This window comes from Pseudomonas sp. NA-150, assembly GCF_044336365.1.
In the GTDB taxonomy this organism is placed as follows: domain Bacteria; phylum Pseudomonadota; class Gammaproteobacteria; order Pseudomonadales; family Pseudomonadaceae; genus Aquipseudomonas.
Map to the genome: position 1 here is coordinate 1667490 of NZ_CP172305.1, position 18765 is coordinate 1686254.

Consider the following 18765-nt stretch of genomic DNA (forward strand, 5'->3'; position numbering starts at 1 on the left):
GGTACAGTAACAGCTTGTATCCAGTGGAAAAAGGCTGCGTCCCGGACACTGCGCTGGTCCGGGTCCGGACGTTATTCCAGATGGCAGCCTGCAGGGGTCAATTGGATTCGTACACGGTCAGCGTTTCGCCCGGTTTAAGGGCTTCGCCGCTGCGTGGATTCCAGCGCTTGAGGTGCTGCATCTCGACGTTGAAACGTTTGGCGACCAGATAAAACGAGTCGCCTTTGCGAATCGTGTATTGGGTCGACTTTTTCTCTTCAGGCTTGTTGCCGGCCTTGCCGCTGGCCTTGGCGACAACGTTTGCTTTTGCGCTGGCTTTACTGGTGTCCTGCATGACCAGGGACTCACCGATCTTCAGGTGCTGCCCGGATAATTTGTTCCAGTGCTGCAGGTCTTTGACGTCGACTTTGTGCGTGCGGGCGATGCTCGCCAGGCTGTCGCCTTTCTTCACCGTGTAACTGCGGGCGTTACGAGGTTTTTCGTTGCTGGCCACTTCCTCGAACACCGGCGCGGACGGCGTCATGCCCGGCTGGCTCGGAATGCTCAGCGTTTGCCCTGGGTGCACGCCCTTGGACGACAGCTTGTTCACGTCCTTGAGGGTGGCGACCGATACGCGATAACGACTGGCGAGGCTGGCCAGGGTGTCGCCACGCCGCACGCGATAGCGCTGCCAGTCGACCAGCTCGTCAGGCTTCATGTTCGACAGGTTGGCGGTCAGGAGTTGGACCTTGGACGTCGGCACCAGCAAATGCTGCGGGCCGTCGATCGTGGTCTTCATCTTGAACGCGGGGTTGAGCTGGGTCAGTTCGTCCTGATCAATGTTGGCCATGGCGGCCACCTTGGTCAGGTCCACGCGCTGATTGAGTTCGACCACTTCGAAATACGGCTGGTTGGGAATGTGGTTCAGGTTGATGCCGTAGGCTTCAGGCGCCATGACCACTTGCGACAAGGCCAGGAACTTTGGCACGTAGTCCATGGTTTCCTGCGGCAGCGACAGGTTCCAGTAGTCAGTCGGCAGGTTGAGCTTCTGGTTGCGCTCGATCGCCCGGCTGACCGTGCCCTCGCCTGCGTTATACGCGGCCAGCGCCAACAGCCAGTCGCCGTTGAACATGTCGTGCAGGCGGGTCAGGTAGTCGAGCGCGGCGATGGTCGACGCGGTGATATCGCGCCGGCCATCATAGAAACTGGTTTGACGCAGGTTGAAATAACGCCCGGTCGAGGGAATGAACTGCCACAGGCCCACCGCATCGCTGCGCGAGTAAGCCATCGGGTTGTAGGCGCTTTCGATCACCGGGAGCAAGGCCAGCTCCAGCGGCATGTTGCGTTCTTCGAGGCGCTCCACGATGTAGTGCATGTAGAGGCTGCCGCGTTCACCGGCACCCTGGAGGAACGCCGGGTTGTTGGCGAACCACAGGCGTTGCTGGTCAATGCGCGGGTTCAGACCGTTACCTTCCTGCAACTGGAAACCCTGACGCATCCGTTCCCAGACATCCTGGGGGGCCAGCGGGGTCGGTTTGTCCGCGAGGAAGATCGGTTTCTGTTTGTAGCCTTCAGCCAGGTTAGGCGCGCGGTGGGAGGCCCCCGAGTCCACGTGGTTAGAGGTCTGACAGCCTGCCAGCACGACGCTCGCAGCCACAGCGATGGCCTGCGCCAACCGCGTAAATGCGTCCGAATTGATGGCCTTGCGTATGGATGACGGCATTGGCTGGGGGGTGTATCCAAGCGAAAATGTCGGGCGATTCTAGGAACCAGCCCCCCAACGGTCAACCTTTCAGAATTTTTAGGCGAATAGTGGCACGTCTTAGAACTTATCTTTCCATGCGCGCAAGGCAGCAAAAATCGCACTTGGCGACTGATTGTCGGTGCCGGTCCGTTCGTCCGCTTTTTCTTTAACGGATGTTTCGTCAACTCGGATAAACGGGTTGGTCTTGCGTTCCAGCGCTAAATTGGACGGCAGGCTGATGCGCTCTTCGCTGCGCCATTGACTGACCTGGACAAAACGTTCGGCGATGTCGATGTTGCCGGGTTCCACCGCCTGGGCGAAGCGCAGGTTACTCAGGGTGTATTCGTGAGTACAGTAGACCAAGGTGCTGTCCGGCAGCGAAGCGAGGCGGCTCAAGGAGTGATGCATTTGTTCCGGCGTGCCCTCGAACAGGCGCCCGCAACCGGCGGCGAACAGGGTGTCGCCACAGAACAGCAACGGGGTTTGCGGATCGGCGTGGTAGTAGGCGATATGACCCAGGGTGTGGCCCGGCACGGCGTGGATCACAAAGTCCAGGCCCAGCACGTTGACCGAGTCGTTATCGCCGAGGGCGATGTCGCGCGCCGGAATATTTTCCGCCGCCGGGCCCAGGACTCGGGCGCCGCTGACGTTTTTCAGCTGTTCGACACCGCCGACGTGGTCATGGTGATGGTGGGTGACCAGGATGTCGCTGAGTTGCCAGCCCGGATTTTGCTCCAGCCAGGCAAGCACCGGCGCGGCATCGCCGGGATCGACCACCGCACAGCGTTTGCTGGCAGCGTCTTGTAACAACCAGATGTAGTTGTCAGTGAAAGCGGGCAGGGCGTCGATCTGTATCATGGCTCAGTTCGCTAAGCGGAGAACAATGGTGCATCTTAGAGTCTGGCGAGGTTCCAGGCCAATGGAACCTCATGGAGATCCAAAATGACCGATGAAGCTTTTGCCCAGGCTGATCCTGAATGGCTTGCGCTGATCAGCTCGGCCCGGGAATGGTTGTCCGGCCCCTTGGGACAATTGTTGCTGGAGGAGGAGCGGCGGGTGCTCGAAGACGAGCTTGGCCGCTATTTCGGAGGCTATCTGGTGCATTACGGACCCTCTGCCGAGGCGCCCCCGGTGGCAAAACAGGTGCAGCGCAATGTGCGTCTGGGCGCGCCGTTGCCGGGCGTCGAGATCGTCTGCGAAGAGCAGGCCTGGCCCTTGAGCGAGCACGCGGCGGATGTGGTGGTCATGCAACACGGGCTGGATTTCTGCCTGTCGCCCCATGGTCTGCTGCGTGAAGCCGCCGCCAGCGTTCGCCCTGGTGGCCATTTGATCATTATTGGCATTAACCCGTGGAGCACTTGGGGGCTGAGGCATTTTTTCGCCCACGATGCCTTGCGCAAGGCGCGCTGCATCTCGCCTTCGCGGGTCGCGGACTGGCTGAACCTGTTGGGCTTCGCGCTGGAGAAACGCCGCTTCGGGTGCTATCGTCCGCCGCTGGCTTCGGCCGCCTGGCAGGCCCGACTGGCTGGCCTGGAACGCCTCGGCGACAGTTGGCAAAGCCCGGGTGGCGGCTTCTATTTATTAGTGGCGCGCAAGATCGTGGTCGGCCTGCGCCCGGTGCGACAGGTGCGACGCGAGCCGATGGGCAAGCTGATTCCGCTGCCGATGGCCAAGGTCAACCGGCGCAATTCACAACCGTAGGGCGTCACGCGCTACGCAGCTGTTTTCGATGATGGGAAGTTTGATGGAACAGGTTGTAATGAGCGAAAGCGTTGAAATCTTCACTGACGGCGCCTGCAAGGGCAACCCTGGCCCCGGCGGCTGGGGCGCATTGTTGGTGTGCAAGGGGGTTGAAAAAGAACTCTGGGGTGGCGAAGCCAATACCACCAACAACCGCATGGAGCTGACTGCTGCCATTCGTGGCCTCGAAGAGCTCAAGCGTCCGTGTGAGGTCTTGCTGGTGACCGACTCCGAATATGTCATGAAAGGCATGAAGGAGTGGCTGGTCAACTGGAAGAAACGCGGCTGGAAAACCGCCGCCAAGCAACCGGTGAAAAATGCCGATTTGTGGCAGCAGCTCGATGAGCAAGTCAATCGCCACACCGTGACCTGGCAATGGGTCCGTGGCCACACCGGGCATCATGGCAACGAGCGTGCCGATCAGTTGGCCAACCGCGGCGTGGATGACGTTCGGGCCAATCGCCACGGCTGATCATCGTTGGTCATCTAACGATTTATGGCCGTGCTAAAACTGTAGGAGCGGGCTTGCCCGCGATGGCGGTCTGTCAGATACACCGCGTCAAGCTGATCGCGGGCAAGCCCGCTCCTACAGAAATCTTCGAAGTTCCGCAAATCCCCATCAACAACAGGCATTGAGACTATTGATACGCGTCAATGGCTGTGATCGACGGTGCTGGATAGAGTCTTACCCATAGCTAACGCCATGAGGTGCCCAATGTCAGGCTCTATTCGTAAACAACCCATCGACCACGCAGGAGCCGTCGTAGCCCTGGACGCTTCCGTCCGCAAACCGTCCGCCCATGAGGTGTTGGTCCGTGTCGCGTCGATCGGTATCAGCGCTTACGACGAGCTGTGGCGGTTGAGCCCGATCACTGCGAAAACCCGGCTGCCGACAGGCATGGGCCAGGAAATCGCCGGTGTCGTAGTCGCTATTGGCGATGCGGTCACCGACCTTGCGCCGGGCGATAAAGTCGCCAGTTTTTCCAGCGAAGATTCTTATCAGTACGTGCTGTACGGCGAGCACATCGTGTTGCCGCGCTCGGCGCTGACGACTTATCCACACGTGCTGAGCGCGGCCCAGGCCAGCGTGCATTACACGTCGATGCTGTTGGCGTATTTTGCCTACGTCGATCTGGCCAAAACCAAGGCCGGCGCGACCGTTCTGGTGACCGATGCCAGTCAGTGTGCCGGCCCTGCGTTTATCCAGATGGGCAAAGCCTTGGGGTTCAACATCATCGCCGCCACCAAAGACAGCGATGACCGGCAACGCTTGCTCGACCTGGGTGCGCAGTCGGTGGTAGTGACTGAAGAACAGGACCTGATTCAACGCGTCAACAAGCTGACCGACGGTAAAGGCGTGAACGCCATTTTCGACGGCCTCGGCGGTTCGCAGATGAATCTGCTGGTAGATGCCCTCGCGCCCTGCGGCAGCATGGTGCTCTATGGCCTGAAAGAGGGTGAAAAGACGCCGTTCCCGGCCCAGGAAGCGTTCCAGAAGAACATCAAGTTTTACATTCACTGCCTGAGTAACTTCACCGGCAGGGCGGATTTGGGCATCGAGCAAAACCACGAAGCGTTGCAACGTGGGCTGGACGTGATCAACCAGCTGACCCTCGAGGGTGCGCTGACGTCGCGTGTCGACAAGGTATTCCCGTATGAAAAAGCGTCGTTCGCGCAACGCTACATCGATGAATTTTCGATGATCGGCCGCGTCGTGTTGCAGGTTTCGTAAACACCCCCTGCGAAACCGGCAGCGACCGGGGGTTGTCTCACGAGGACGATTTTGCCCGCCGGGGTATGCTAAAATTCTGCGCTTGTGCAGTGTTCAAGCGTTGAGAATTCACAGCTTATGGTCCAGAGATCTGTAGTACTCGATACCGAAACCACCGGTATGCCCGTCACCGACGGCCACCGGATCGTCGAGATCGGTTGCGTCGAGTTGATCGGCCGTCGCCTCACCGGGCGGCATTTTCACGTGTACCTGCAGCCGGACCGCGAAAGCGACGAGGGCGCTATCGGCGTCCACGGCATCACCAATGAATTCCTGGTCGGCAAGCCCCGTTTCAGTGAAGTCGCGGACGAGTTCTTCGAGTTCATCAACGGCGCGCAGCTGATCATCCATAACGCGGCGTTCGACGTTGGCTTCATCAACAACGAGTTCGCGTTGATGGGGCAGCACGACAAGGCCGACATCACGCAGCACTGCAGCATCCTCGACACCCTGGCGATGGCTCGTGAGCGTCACCCCGGCCAGCGCAACAGCCTCGATGCCTTGTGCAAACGCTACGGCGTGGATAACTCCGGCCGTGAGCTGCACGGCGCACTGCTCGACTCCGAGATTCTCGCCGACGTTTACCTGACCATGACCGGCGGGCAGACCAGCCTGTCCCTGGCCGGCAACGCCAGCGACGGCAATGGTTCGGGCGAAGGTTCGGGCAACACCGCCTCGGAGATCCGCCGCTTGCCGGCCGGCCGCAAACCGGCGCCGGTCATCCTCGCCACTGACAGCGAAATGGCCGAGCACGATGGGCGCATGGCAGCCATTGCCAAAGCCGCCGGCGCGCCTGCGTTATGGGTGCAGTTGCTGGAAGCACAGACAGCTCAATAACCCGATCTGTCCAGCCAAGGGGGTGCCATGACGCGACCAGACCCGGCACTCTCCATTCGCGTCGCGGACGAGTGTTTCGAAGACTACATCCTCAACAGCGAATTCAGCTTCACGGTCAGTGGCTACGCCCAGGCGCAGGTCGGGCAGCGTGTCGCGCAGTGGCCGGTGGAGCGGGTCGAGCCCTACAGCAAAAACTATGGCATCGACGCTCAGGAGTTCAGCCACTATCGCCAAGGCGCCGACAGCGCGGTGCTGGTGGCCTGGCTGGATGAGCGCGCCGTCGGCCACATCATCTTGAGCACCCACTGGAATGGCTTTGCCCATGTCGATGAGCTGGCGGTCGACGCCTCGGCACGACGTAGCGGGGTGGCCCGCTCGTTACTGGAGGTCGCGCAATTCTGGAGTCGCAAGCGCAACCTGCCCGGGATCATGCTCGAAACACAGAACAATAACCTGGCCGCGTGCAAACTCTATGAACGCTGCGGTTATGTGGTAGGCGGAGTCGATCACTTGCTCTATCGCGCGATTGATCCCGGTAGCCGGGAAATGGCGATTTTCTGGTATCTGATCTTTGATCAGGCAGAAAGCCATCAGCCTGAATAAAAAACAGCTGTATTCACCGCCTGCCGTCAAGGCAATCTGACGTTCAAGCGGCGTACAGGACGTGTAGCGAGGTAACCCGCTCCCTGAATCAGGGAGTACGGGTCATCTTGACGCCGGACTGCAGCAGTTCGAAGTCGTCGCCGCCCAAATGGTTGACTCGGTCACCAATGGCCAGACGATAGGTGGAAACACGTTCCGTGCCGGTAGCCGCATCCGGCTCTGATTCCTGGAATTCATGCACCGAGTAGACACGGCCTTCCGCATCTCTTGCATGAAACTGTCCAACGAGAACTGAAGCCATTTGCTTTGTAACCTCTGAAGATAACCGCTCATTTGCGCTGACATGCTAACACTGCGCGGCGACAGTCTACGCCCGCTCGTAAGGTAAGTCTGGACGAACGGAGGTCGAATCAGCCTTCCTGTGTCTCAGACCGTGGTTTGCGAGGCGAGTTTGCCGCTGTCGAAAAAATAGTCTAGGCCGCTGTTTCCTGCATGTTCCGTGGACAATCGCGCACAAAGTGGGTCCCGGTCATCTATAACTGAAACCTCTCTCATCACTAAGCGGATACCTTCATGAGCCAGGTCTATAAGATTGCAGTGGTCGTTGGCAGCCTGAGAAAAGACTCGGTCAACCGGAAAATCGCGCTGGCACTGGCGACGCTGGCACCCAGTAACCTGGAGCTGAAAATCGTCGAAATCGGCGATCTTCCGCTCTATAACGAAGACATCGACAAGGATGCGCCGCCAGCGGCCTACACCACTTTCCGTCAGCAGTTGATCGCCAGCGACGCGTTCTTGTTCGTGACCCCGGAATACAACCGCTCGGTGCCGGGGGTGCTGAAAAATGCAATCGACGTGGGATCTCGCCCCTATGGCAAAAGTGCCTGGGGCGGTGGCAAGCCTGCCGCGGTGGTCAGTGCGTCGCCGGGGGCGGTGGGCGGTTTTGGGGCCAACCACAATTTGCGTCAGTCCATGGTCTTCCTCAACGTACCGTGCATGCAGCAGCCGGAAGCCTATATGGGCAACTTTGGCACGTTCTTCGATGCGGCGGGCACCTTGTCCGAGCAGACCAAGCCGTTCCTGCAGACCTTCATCACCGCTTATGCGGCGTGGGTCGAACAGCAAAGGACGGCGTGATAACCGATCAGTCGTCAGCCCCGCCGGGACCTCCCGCTCGCGGTTGATTTATGTAGCGCAGGCTCGGCAAGACCTGTCGCTAAGCTGCCTTTTCACTCTCGATCCTGCGTGTACGGGTTATGTACATGCAGGATTTTCAGCGCAAAAGGAAGCTTGCCATGTCATCCGCCCAACAACCGTACTTTCACCTCGAATCTCTTCGTCAGCGCTTCGACGATGACCTTAAGGACGCGGTTCGCGCCGAAGCTATCAATGACCAGGAAAGCCAGTGGCTGCGGACCTTGCTCGACACGTCGGCCACTGCGACGGACTCCAGCGATGCACCGCGTGTCGACAGGCTGTTGATTGCTGACCCGCTGCAGCTCGACGCCGAGGTGGCTACGGCGCTGCTGATCAGCCATACGGTCGCCGACGATAAGCGGGTGTATCTCAGCACGTTGTCTTTCGGCGTGGAGCAATTCGACGACCGTGAGCAGTTGCTGGAATGTCTGGTGGAGCGCTACGACTCGATATCACGTCAAAGCACGTCCCTTGAATATGAAAAAATCGATGGCGATCCGTTCATACAATGCCGAGCCGCGATCATCGATCAGCAGGCCGGGCATCTGTTGCAGCTCTCCCGGCAGTTACTGCTACTGCCTTCGTTGCAGGCCACGCTCTGCCATGCGCTAAAACCACGACTTGATGCGTTGACGGCAGGTACCTCTACCGATCCTCAGACCCGGTTACTGCAGATCGTACAGATCCCGCCCGCTTCGTTGGCGGCCACCGAAGTACCTGCGGTCGTAGGCTTGCAAACGCTGCTCGACGCCGCTCTGGATGAATGTTCCGGGGAAACGCTGGATGCTCGTTTGGGGCGCTACTTCCTCAGCACTCAAGGCCTGGTGTTGGATAGTGAACAGTCATTACGTTATCGACAAGCCTTGTCCAGCGCAGTCCAGGCGCTGTCACTGACGTATGAAGAACAGCTTGCCGTTTATTGGGATGCGTCGCTTAGCGATGGCCGTAGTCGGCGTGAGTACGCAACAGAATGGCTGGCGCAGGCCTTCCGCCTGCAACTGCTCACACAATTTCAGAGCAAGATGCTCACGGTCGAAGAGTTTCGACGCCTGCGCTCGTTGCAGTATCTGGCTAGCGAGCACCGTCTTGTTCGCCTGCGTGTCGAAAAACTGTCTGTCGAGATCGATGGTCAGGAGCCGGTCAAGCTTGCCGGCATGTTTCTGATTAGTTTCCTTGGCGATACGACGTCTACTCCCTTGCTGTACTCATCGATCAATGGGTTGAGCCGGTTGACGGGGCGGGACGCGCTGGATGGGTTTTTCAAGTCTGCGGCCGGGAGTGCTGAGCTGCTGGATCATTCTTCATTGAATGATCACGCGATGCTGCGCAGCGGCGGGGCCTTGCACGTGCGCTTCGACGCGATCGAGCGTGAGCTGTTCGTTGATCGCGCCGACTCAGTTATTGCGCTGCAAAAACGCAATCTGGCATTTGCCCTGAAGCAGCCGCGCCAAGACCGCACCCGTATGACCGTCATGATTGATGACGCTCTGGATATTCGCCCGTTGCTGGATCACCGGTTGTTGCGCACTGCCGGAGGCGGGCGCTGGAGCGAAGAGCGCGTCGCATTCGACAAGGTCTGGTTGACGCCGTACACCCCGTCGGAACAAGGCGAAACCGCGGCGGATAGGCGTGTATCGGTTCCTCTGTCGTGGATGGACCAAGCGGATTCGCTGGATAAATACAATCAGTGGGTCCGCGGTGCGCATCCGGGTGTCGCTGCGTGGGTGAGGGACGAACTGAATCGATACCTGGCCGTGATCTGCGCAACGCCCTTGGACGTCAGGTATGTGCAGGTCCAGCTGCTCGACGGTAGCGAAATACCGGCTATGGAAAGCCCGATGCCGGAAGTGGTCGACCTGATCGACCTGACGCTGGAGTTGATCAGCGGCCGTCGCACCGGGTCCTTGGCTGACGCCAGCCGAGCGCTCTTAAAGTTACCGGCCGACAGTGTCGCAAGCCCCATCGCACAGCTGACGCCGGCACTACTCAACCTCATCGTGCCGCGGATTCGCGACCGGTTCACTGCGACCTATGGCACTCACGTACAACGCTTCTACACCCGACCCTTTCGCGACGTCGACACCCAGTTAGATGCCGGGGCGTTATCCAGTTTTATCCGTGAGGACTTGCTGCGTCTGGAGCTGTCGCTGCAACGGCGTTTGGGAAAGGTCGACAGCAATGCCCTGGATATGCTGGAGGAGGTGCTGAACCTGCCGGAGCGCAGTTTACGCCGTTCTTTGGGCACTCTGGCCGCAGAGGTTTACCAGGTGTCGGTGATCTATGACCCCTTGCAGCCGGCAGTGCGGATGAGCAATGCGTTCATCCTTAATCGGCCTGCACAGTTCGCGAGCAAGTGGTTGTTCTGGTCGCCGCTGCAGGCGTTACAAGTGTTCGATACGCGCAGTCAGCTCGAATACGCTGTCGGTCAAAGGTTGACGCAATCGGTGCGTCAGGCGTCGTGGCTGGGTCTTTTCCAAGTGAGCGATCAGCATCGGCTGCGCGTCTGGCTAAAGGCGGGGGGGCAGCGTCAGATCCAAATCGCCACGCAACGTGTAGACGGGCATTTTATCCGGCATCTGCAGCAAATGGAGTGGACTCGACAATACCGGGGCATTGAGCAGGCCGGTCAATTTGCGACACGGCATCGGCTCGATGCCACCTCCTTTGCCAACCTGCTGGGTGAGGCCGAGGCCGATGATTGCATCAGTCAAGCGTTGTCCGGGCTGTCCTTGAGGATTCAGAACGAGCTGTTCAAAGTGCTGATTCCAGACTGGTTACGACTGGCTTCAACCTGGGACCTGCTGACATTCAAAGCGATTTTTCAGCGCTTCTATTTGACCAACGACCCCACCCACGACTTTATGGTCGGTATCCCGAGCCTGCATGCCTACTCCCGCGATTGCCTGTTGGCGGAGTTGAGCAAAGCGTTCCCCAGTGAATCTCTGGATCCGGACAACATTCAAATCACCTTCAAACGCTACATTACCTCCACGTCGGCCTCCACGCTTCCGGGCGCTTTGGGTCAGACACCTTCTATGACTGCGGCGGCAACGATTACCTACAGCGAAAGCCTGACCGATTATGCGATCAATCGCTTTTTCGATGTTCAGGACGTTGTGCTCAGTGTGTCGACCTTGGATAAGCCGTCCATGCCGGCCGGATTAACCTCGCAGTACGTGATAACGGTGGTCCGTCAACTCGATATCGGCGAAGCGTTTCGGCGCTTGTTGGCACAGAAGTTCGACCCTGCCGATCCGGGATTTATGACTCGACGCAACGACTTCATTCGACAGGCGCCGGCGCTGCTGCTTCTGAAGGCCTTTGCGATGAAACTCACCAAAGAGCTGACAGCCACAGCCTATCGTTTCGTCGAACGCGTCGCGGATATGCCCGACAACATTGCCCGTTTGCCCATCGACGATCAGGACATTGTCCTACGTCCATTGCAACTGATTGCCAGCCCGGACATGGTGCCCGATAGCGTTTCCGGTCTTTATTTAATCGGCCCGAGCGATGCGAAGGCGGGGCCGCAGATCTTGTACGCCATTTTGCATGAGGGTTTCAGCCTTAAGGAATACGCCGATCAGGACGCGTTGCTCAAGGACCTTCGCGAGTCAGAAATCCTTCAAACGCTTGTGTTGCAACGTGTTGAGCCTGGTGTACGCGCGCGTTACGCCAGTGGTGGATTTTCCAGCGTGCATTTGTCCTGGTTTTCACAGGTACTGCCAAGTGTTTCGGCCTGGCTGCCTGGCTCCGTCCCGGGGCCGGTGACGTTAGACACTGCAACACTGTTGCAGGGAAACGCGTTGCATCATTTTTTTACCGATACCGTGAAAGTCTTTCAGGACTTGATCAAGCAATACACGATGAGTTCCAGGGAAGCGAACCAAAGCTCCTTTCGCTATGTCATGACATTGTTCGCGGAACAGGCCTTGTCGTTTCTTCCGGGCAAGCTTGGAATGGCGGTTGCGGCCTGGCAAAGCCAGACGCTGGTCCGGGAGGCGCTCACGGCCGCCGCCAATCATCGTTGGGGCAAGGCCGTGTCGGAGTTTTCTGCGGCACTCGGCGTCCTGGCTGCCTCCAGAGTGGCGGAAGACGCCATCGAGCACGACAACGAAACCGAAACCGAAACCGCGCAAGCCACAGAGGAGCAACCTGAAAGCCAGTTCACGCTGCGCCTTGGGGAACTGCTCCCTGAACTCCAGACTCGGCTGCAACAGTTCGAAGTAGACGATCTTGCCTTGAGCGATCTGCAGCGCGATGAGTTGTTCAATGTCTATCGCGACCCTCGCACGCTGCGGCGCTACGCCGCTGTCGATGGAAAGGTTTATCAGGTGGATCAGGCCGGCCCCAGGCTGAGAATTATCAGGGGCCAGTCGAAGGGGCCCTGGATCAAGTTAAAACAAGACACTCAGCAATGGGCACTGGATATCAGGCTTCGCGGCGGTGGCGGTGCACTCACCCGCGTCAGTACCGCCGCCAGCAGTGCTCAGATCGAACTCGAGTTTATTGTGGAGGCCGAGGGCATGCATGAGATCCGCCTGAACTACATCAACAAGGCGCGTCGAATCGGTCAGGCACACCTGCAAGCCAAACGTTATCTGGAAACGGCGATGGATAACCTGAACACCGGACAGTCAGACGTTGCACTGAACGCCGAGGCAACGCGAATCATCGCCGAGTTCTTCGGCGTGCAAACACCAAGCGCAGCGCTAATCGGCAAGATTCAGCAGTTGCTCAGAACACTGTTTGCCGCGATGACTGACCCAAGCCTTTCACCCTGGTCGTCGTCGCGTTTTGTCGTGGGCACTAATCGAAGCGGGTATCAGGACACCACGGCGTTGGTGGTCAAAGGCGATCCCTTGCAGCGAATTTACCTGTCCGAGCGCTTCTTCCGGATGCCCGCTTACAGGCTCAAGGCTCCCGCTCCGGGGCAAGCCGTTTTCAACGAAGAAGTTCACTATCGGGCTGCGACGCTGATTCACGAGGTATCCCATCTGGCCTGCGATACCCATGACATCGCCTACGTAGAATCCTCGTCTCCGTATCTCGACCTGCTGGCTGATCAGTCACCGCACCATGTCCGTATAAAACAGGAAATCGAACGCCTGCAACAACGCACGCTGTCGCATCGGACCCAACCCGACGCGCTGTTCCAGACCTTTGAAGATAACAACTGGCGAGACCTGAAAGATGAGGATGGGTCAGCCAAACAGGCCGTGTTGCGCTTGACCGGTGAGCGCGATCTGGACGATGCACGGCGGGTTTTTCTAAGCGACGGTGCCAAGCGCAGTGACGTTATCTTGAGTAACGCCGACTCGCTGACATTGCTGATTCTGTTGTTGGGACGCGAAAGCTTCTTGTCGGTCTCTCGCTCGACCGCGGTATAGCGGGAGTGGCTGTGGTTCGAGCTGAACGTTGCACAACTCGGACCACAGCCTTTCGGCAATCAGACTGTGTAGTGGCGCAACTCCCGGGCAATCAACAGTCGCTGAATTTCGCTGGAGCCTTCGTAGATTTGGGTGATCCGCGCATCCCGGTAGTAACGCTCCACCGGATAATCTTCCAGATAACCGTAACCGCCGTGAATCTGCATGGCCTTGGAGCAGACCTTTTCCGCCATTTCCGACGCGAACAGCTTGGCCTGCGAGGCTTCCGACAAACAGGGTTTGCCAGCGCTGCGCAGACGCGCGGCGTGCAGGATCAACAGGCGCGCGGCGTTCAGTTGCATATGCATGTCGGCCAGCATGTTCGAGACGCTTTGGTGCTCGATGATCGGCTTGTCGAACTGCACCCGTTCCCGGGCGTAAGTCAACGCCGCTTCAAAGGCGGCGCGGGCGATGCCCAAGGCTTGTGCAGCAATGCCGATGCGCCCGCCTTCGAGGTTGGACAGGGCAATGGCCAGGCCTTTGCCGCGCTCACCCAACAGGTTGGCCTGGGGAATACGACAGTTGCTCAACGTCACCGCACAGGTGTCTGACGCACGAATGCCCATCTTGTGTTCCGTGCGATCGACCACGAAGCCCGGCGTATCGGTGGGCACCAGGAACGCCGACAAGCCTTTTTTGCCCAGCTCCGGATCCGTCACCGCAAACACAATCGCCAGCTTGGCGCGTTTGCCGTTGCTGACGAATTGTTTGGCGCCGTTGATCACCCATTCACCGTCCTTGAGTTCGGCGCGGGTGCGCAGGTTATGCGCTTCGGAGCCGGCCTGGGGTTCGGTCAGGCAAAAGCAGCCAATGGCCTTGCCGCTGGCCAGCTCTGCCAGCCAGGTTTGTTTTTGCGCTTCGGTGCCGTAGTTCATCACCGGGCCGCAGCCCACTGAGTTGTGGATGCTCATCAACGCGCCGGTAGCGCCATCACCCGCGGAGATTTCCTCAACGGCCAGCGCGTAGGCCACGTAGTCGACATAGGTGCCACCCCATTCCTCGGGGACCACCATGCCGAGCAAACCCAGCTCGCCCATCTTGGCCACCAGCGCATCATCGATCCAGCCGGCTTTCTCCCAGGCAGCAGCGTGGGGCGCGATTTCATGGCGGGCGAAGTCGCGGGCCATGTCGCGAATCATCACCTGTTCTTCGGTCAGTTCAAGGTCGTGCATGGCTTACACCTCATGGCCGATGAAGAAACTGGCGACGTATTCAGGGCTGAGTGCCCGCAAGGTCGGTGGACTCCACTGGGGGTTTCTGTCCTTGTCGATGAGTAGGGCGCGCACGCCTTCGATCAAGTCGCCGCGTTCGAACCATTGCCGGTCCAGGTGCAGCTCCAGTTCGAAGCAGGCTTCCAGCGGCAGATGACGTCCGCGTCGGAGCATTTCCAGGGTGACGGACATGGCCAGTGGCGAGCGGGTATCCATCAGGTCAGCGGTAATCAGCGCCCATTCGTGGCTGTTGGCGATGCTCACGGCGCGCAGTTGTTCAACGATGCTCTTCACGTCCGGCAAAGCAAAGAAGTGGTCGATGACCGGGCGCAGCGTTTGCAGTGGTGCGTTCGGTAATTGCTGAACACCGTGCTTCGCCAACAAGCTTTGCAGATCGTGCAGGGCGTTGCCGTTCCAGGTCAGATGGTCCAGGTCCTTGTCCAGTTGCGGCAGCAACGTGCTGTTCAAATGCCAGTCCGCCAGGCCGCAATACAAGGCATCCGCGGCGCCGATTTGCACGCCGGTCACGCCCAGGTAAATCCCCACTTCACCGGGTATTCGCGGCAAAAAATAACTGCCGCCTACGTCAGGGAAATAGCCGATGCCAACTTCCGGCATGCCCAGCCGGCTACGTTCGGTGACCACCCGCAGGTCGGCGCCTTGTGCCAGGCCCATGCCACCGCCGAGCACATAGCCGTTCATCAATGCCATGACCGGTTTGCGGTAGCGATGAATCGTCAGGTCGAGGGCATATTCTTCGAAGAAAAAGTCCAGGTGCACGGTCTGGCCGTTCTTGTGGCTGTCGTACAGCGAGCGGATATCGCCGCCGGCGCAGAAGGCTTTTTCGCTGTTACTGCGCAGGACGACGGCGTAAACCTCGTCATCCACCGCCCAGGCGTCTAACTGTTCTTGCAGGGCACGGACCATGTCCAGGGTCAGCGCATTCAGGCCCATCGCGCGATTAAGGGTCAAATGCCCGACGTGATTGCGCACCGTGGCCAGAACGGCATCGGGCATGTCGTTACCGTCGGCGTCCTGATGGCGGGGGGATAAAATCTGACTGCTCATGGCTATCTCCCTGATTCTTTATTGTTCTGCTTTCTCGGGCTTGCGCGAGAAATGTCACTTTGGATGCTAACAGCGGGAATTTGCAAAAGACAATCAGGAATCCTGCAGGGAGGGTTTGCGTTTTTGCTTGGGGGTAGGAGCTGCCGAAGGCTGCGATCGGCTGCGCAGCAGCCGTATGAAGGCCCTTCGGACCTTGTCGCAGCCTGCGGCAGCTCCTACAGAGGGCTGGATGTATCAGGTATTACTTTCCGCGAATTTTTCGAAATACAGCCGGGTGCTGTCCAGCGTCTGGTCCTGCAGCCAGACCTTGATCGACTCCACCATCGGCGGCGGTCCACAGACGTAGATGTCACACGGGCTGTCGTGCAGTTCAGCGCTGTCGAAATGCTCGGTGATGTAGCCGCGCTTGCCTTCCCAGCCAGGGCTGGCGTCGCTGATCACCGGCGTGTAACGGAAGCCCGGAATGCGTTCGGCGTAGGCTTCGATCCGCGCGGTTTCGCACAGGTCTTCGGCATTGCGCACGCCATAGTACAAATGCACCGGCTGGCCGCAGCCGCCACGGTCGGCGATGTCGTCGAGCATGCCCAGCAACGCCGATAATCCGGTGCCGCCCGCCACCAGCAGCAGCGGCTTATTCACGTGTCGCAGATAAAACGCCCCCAGCGGTGCTTCGAAACTGATCTCGTCGCCGACCTGACAACGCTCGCGGATGTAGTTGCTCATCACCCCGTCTGGCAATAGACGAATCAGAAACTGCAACTGATTGGTGGCGTTGGGCTGGTTGGCAAACGAGTAGGAGCGCTTTGATTCACTGCCCGGAATCTGCAAGCGCGCGTACTGCCCCGGCAGGTAGTCCAGACGCTGCCCATCAGCGCTGGCGTCCACATGCAGGATCGCGGTGCTGGGCGACACCTGCTCGACCGCGCTGACCCGTCCGCGTTGCAGGGCAGGACCCACGGCGCTGCACAGGCTGGAAGCGAAGTCGAAATAGAACGAGGCATCGGACTGCACCCGGGTCTGGCAACTGAGCATTTTGCGTTGCGCCAGGTCCAGCGCCGACAGTGCTTCGTCGTCGACATATTCCTGGGTGTAATCGCCTGATTCGCAACGCCCCTGGCAGGTGCCGCATACCCCTTCGCGGCAATCCAGCGGGATGTTGATGCCGCTGCGCAACGCGGCATCGAGCAGGATTTCATTGGGCTGCACGGCAAAAAACAGGGTTTTGCCATCAGCGAAGTTAAACGCGACCTTGTGTGTCATGGTCCAGTGTCCCGCGAGTCAAAGGTGGTAGAAGTCGAGCACCGAATTGATGGTGTCGTTGAGCAGCACCACGTGCTTGCGGGTGATCTTCCAACTGTCGCCAGCGGGCTTGAGGTGATAGGTGGCGCGGCCGAAGAACTGCTCGGCGGTGGCCAGGCGATAGTACAACGTGTTCCAGTTGACCTTGATCTGTAGGTGCCCGTCGTCCAGTGGCGCGATGCGCACGTTGTTGATCATGTGTAGGGTGCGCGGCATTGGCGTTGACGAGGCCGACTTGCCGGTGCGCAGGCGGAACACGCGATCTTCCAGGCCCGATCGGTTGGCGTAGTAGATCAACGACATTTCGCGCTTCGGGTCGGTGGTGTGGACGTGCTCGGACTCCCACTGCGGCAGGTGGAACTCACTGTTTTCGTCGAACAGTGCGATGTAGGCATCCCAGTCCTGGGCGTCGCACAGTTCGGATTTACGGTAGAGCAATTGTTCGATCTGATACTGCAATTCAAGATTCATCTTCACACCTCACGCAGTGTCAGGGATTTCGCTTCCAGGCCTTTGATCAGGAATTTTTTCCAGTGGCTGTGCTGGTTGACGTAAAGCCCTTCATGAGTGAATTCAGTGCCGGTCAAGGTCGGACGGATGCCCAGGGTTTCGCTGTTCGGTGTAGGACCTTCGACCCATTTGTGGCTGCCGCGCGAGATGTCGCTCCAACGCTCAAGGCGGCCCTGAAAACCCCGCTGGGCTTCACGGAATTCCACCAGGTCATCGGGGGTGCCGAGGCCGGAGACGTTGAAGAAATCTTCGAACTGGCGGATACGGTTTTCCCGGTCCTTGTCCGATTCGTTTTTCACCCCGATGCACTGGCTGATGATCTCGGTCTTGTTCCACGCCACCGGGCGAATAATGCGCAGCTGTGAGCTGATCTGATCGAGGAAGAACAGGCTCGGGTAGATGTTCAGGTTGCGTAGGCGGTGCATCATCCACTCAGCCTTGTCCTGGCCATATTCTTCGATCAGGCGCGGCATGATGGTGGTGTAGCCGGAGCGCACGGCCGGGTTGGGCATGTCGCTGAACAGCAGGCTGTGACCGTTGTTGAAGGAGAACCAGCCGTCGTCGGTATTGGCATCGCCGGCGCCGAGTTTGCTGTAGTCCAGGGTGTCGCCGCTGCTGGTGCCTTTCTCGGTATTGACCTGCTGGCGGTGCTGCACCGTGGCCACGTAGTTGTAGTGCACGGTGCTGACGTGATAACCGTCCAGGCCGTTTTCGTTCTGCAGTTTCCAGTTGCCGTCGTAGGTGTAGCTGGAGCTGCCGGGCAGCACTTCCAGTTCGCCGGTGGCCGATTGCGCGACCATCATGTCGAAGAAAATCTTCGCGTCGCCAAGGAAGTCTTGCAGGCTGTCCGTACCGTTAACGTTGAGGCTGATGAAGACGAAGCCCTTGTAGCTTTCGATCCGGGCTTTCTTCAGGCCGCGCGTGGCCTTGTCGAAGCCTTCATCGTATTCACCAGGCGCCTTGACCTTGACCAGACGGCCGTCGCTTTTGTAACACCAAGCGTGGAAGGGGCAGGTGAAGGTCGACTGGTTGCCCTTGCCGACCCGGGTCAGGGTGGTGCCACGGTGTTGGCAGGCGTTGATCAAGGCATTGAGCTGGCCTTCGCCATCGCGGGTGATGATCATCGGCTGACGGCCGGCGCGCATCGTCTTGAAGTCGTGCTTGTTGGCGATTTCGCTTTCGTGACAGGCGTAGATCCAGTTCTTCTCGAAGATCAGTTCCATTTCCAGATCGAACAACTGAGGTTCGGTGAAGATGTCACGGGCGACGCGAAACACGCCTTCTACCGGACGAAAATCCAGACAACCCTCAATGAAGCTTTTCCAGTCGGTGACACTCTTTTCGCTGTGCATTGTTATAGGCCTCAGGCATCGGTGA

The 18765-nt window shown here is 58.9% G+C and carries 15 protein-coding genes; 7 read left to right on the forward strand and 8 right to left on the reverse strand.

All coding sequences use genetic code 11. The features are described from left to right. Positions 1-97 precede the first annotated feature (97 nt). Positions 98-1702 (reverse strand): LysM peptidoglycan-binding domain-containing protein, encoded by a 1605-nt coding sequence (locus tag ACF0H7_RS07970; protein ID WP_397452220.1) that lies wholly within the window; start codon positions 1700-1702, stop codon positions 98-100. A 99-nt stretch (positions 1703-1801) separates the two neighbouring features. Beyond that, complete coding sequence (gene gloB / locus ACF0H7_RS07975) at positions 1802-2581, reverse strand: hydroxyacylglutathione hydrolase (protein WP_397452221.1); 780 nt, start codon at positions 2579-2581, stop codon at positions 1802-1804. Between the two features lie 84 nt (positions 2582-2665). Here gloB and ACF0H7_RS07980 point away from each other — a divergent pair, with 84 nt between their 5' ends. The 5 genes from ACF0H7_RS07980 to ACF0H7_RS08000 all read left to right on the forward strand — a co-directional run bounded on the left by ACF0H7_RS07980 (position 2666) and on the right by ACF0H7_RS08000 (position 6674). Beyond that, positions 2666-3424, forward strand: coding sequence for a class I SAM-dependent methyltransferase (locus ACF0H7_RS07980; protein WP_397452222.1), 759 nt, complete (start codon positions 2666-2668; stop codon positions 3422-3424). Positions 3425-3482: 58 nt separating this feature from the next. After that, the gene (gene rnhA, locus ACF0H7_RS07985) at positions 3483-3935 is read left to right on the forward strand and encodes a ribonuclease HI (protein ID WP_397452223.1); all 453 of its coding nucleotides are present in this window, start codon (positions 3483-3485) and stop codon (positions 3933-3935) included. A gap of 243 nt (positions 3936-4178) precedes the next feature. Beyond that, the gene (locus tag ACF0H7_RS07990; RefSeq protein ID WP_397452224.1) at positions 4179-5195 is read left to right on the forward strand and encodes a zinc-dependent alcohol dehydrogenase family protein; all 1017 of its coding nucleotides are present in this window, start codon (positions 4179-4181) and stop codon (positions 5193-5195) included. 117 nt (positions 5196-5312) lie between these two features. Then, positions 5313-6071: a DNA polymerase III subunit epsilon gene (dnaQ, locus tag ACF0H7_RS07995; protein ID WP_397452225.1), complete on the forward strand. Its 759-nt coding sequence runs from the start codon at positions 5313-5315 to the stop codon at positions 6069-6071. 27 nt (positions 6072-6098) lie between these two features. Continuing rightward, positions 6099-6674, forward strand: a complete 576-nt coding sequence (locus ACF0H7_RS08000; protein WP_397452226.1) for a GNAT family N-acetyltransferase — start codon at positions 6099-6101, stop codon at positions 6672-6674. Between the two features lie 88 nt (positions 6675-6762). On the opposite strand, the gene ACF0H7_RS08005 is transcribed toward ACF0H7_RS08000, so the two are convergent. Further along, positions 6763-6975: a hypothetical protein gene (locus tag ACF0H7_RS08005; protein ID WP_397452227.1), complete on the reverse strand. Its 213-nt coding sequence runs from the start codon at positions 6973-6975 to the stop codon at positions 6763-6765. A 272-nt stretch (positions 6976-7247) separates the two neighbouring features. Between ACF0H7_RS08005 and ACF0H7_RS08010 the strand changes: the two genes are divergently transcribed. Together ACF0H7_RS08010 and ACF0H7_RS08015 are read left to right on the forward strand one after the other, a co-directional pair. Beyond that, positions 7248-7811, forward strand: a complete 564-nt coding sequence (locus ACF0H7_RS08010) for an NADPH-dependent FMN reductase (RefSeq protein ID WP_397452228.1) — start codon at positions 7248-7250, stop codon at positions 7809-7811. Between the two features lie 158 nt (positions 7812-7969). Then, positions 7970-13261 (forward strand): hypothetical protein, encoded by a 5292-nt coding sequence (locus tag ACF0H7_RS08015; protein WP_397452229.1) that lies wholly within the window; start codon positions 7970-7972, stop codon positions 13259-13261. Positions 13262-13320: 59 nt separating this feature from the next. Here ACF0H7_RS08015 and ACF0H7_RS08020 read toward each other — a convergent pair whose 3' ends face one another. The 5 genes from ACF0H7_RS08020 to antA all read right to left on the reverse strand — a co-directional run bounded on the left by ACF0H7_RS08020 (position 13321) and on the right by antA (position 18740). Beyond that, the gene (locus tag ACF0H7_RS08020; protein WP_397452230.1) at positions 13321-14472 is read right to left on the reverse strand and encodes an acyl-CoA dehydrogenase family protein; all 1152 of its coding nucleotides are present in this window, start codon (positions 14470-14472) and stop codon (positions 13321-13323) included. Positions 14473-14475: 3 nt separating this feature from the next. Further along, a complete protein-coding gene (locus ACF0H7_RS08025; RefSeq protein ID WP_397452231.1) occupies positions 14476-15579 on the reverse strand; it encodes an enoyl-CoA hydratase/isomerase family protein in 1104 nt (367 codons plus the stop codon). A 234-nt stretch (positions 15580-15813) separates the two neighbouring features. Continuing rightward, positions 15814-16839 carry an anthranilate 1,2-dioxygenase electron transfer component AntC gene (gene antC / locus ACF0H7_RS08030; protein ID WP_397452232.1) on the reverse strand — a complete coding sequence of 342 codons (1026 nt, stop codon included), beginning with the start codon at positions 16837-16839 and terminating at the stop codon, positions 15814-15816. Between the two features lie 18 nt (positions 16840-16857). Continuing rightward, on the reverse strand, positions 16858-17349 hold the full coding sequence (gene antB, locus ACF0H7_RS08035; RefSeq protein ID WP_397452233.1) for an anthranilate 1,2-dioxygenase small subunit: 492 nt from the start codon (positions 17347-17349) through the stop codon (positions 16858-16860). Between the two features lie 2 nt (positions 17350-17351). Next, on the reverse strand, positions 17352-18740 hold the full coding sequence (gene antA / locus ACF0H7_RS08040) for an anthranilate 1,2-dioxygenase large subunit (RefSeq protein ID WP_397452234.1): 1389 nt from the start codon (positions 18738-18740) through the stop codon (positions 17352-17354). Between the last annotated feature and the right edge of the window lie 25 nt (positions 18741-18765).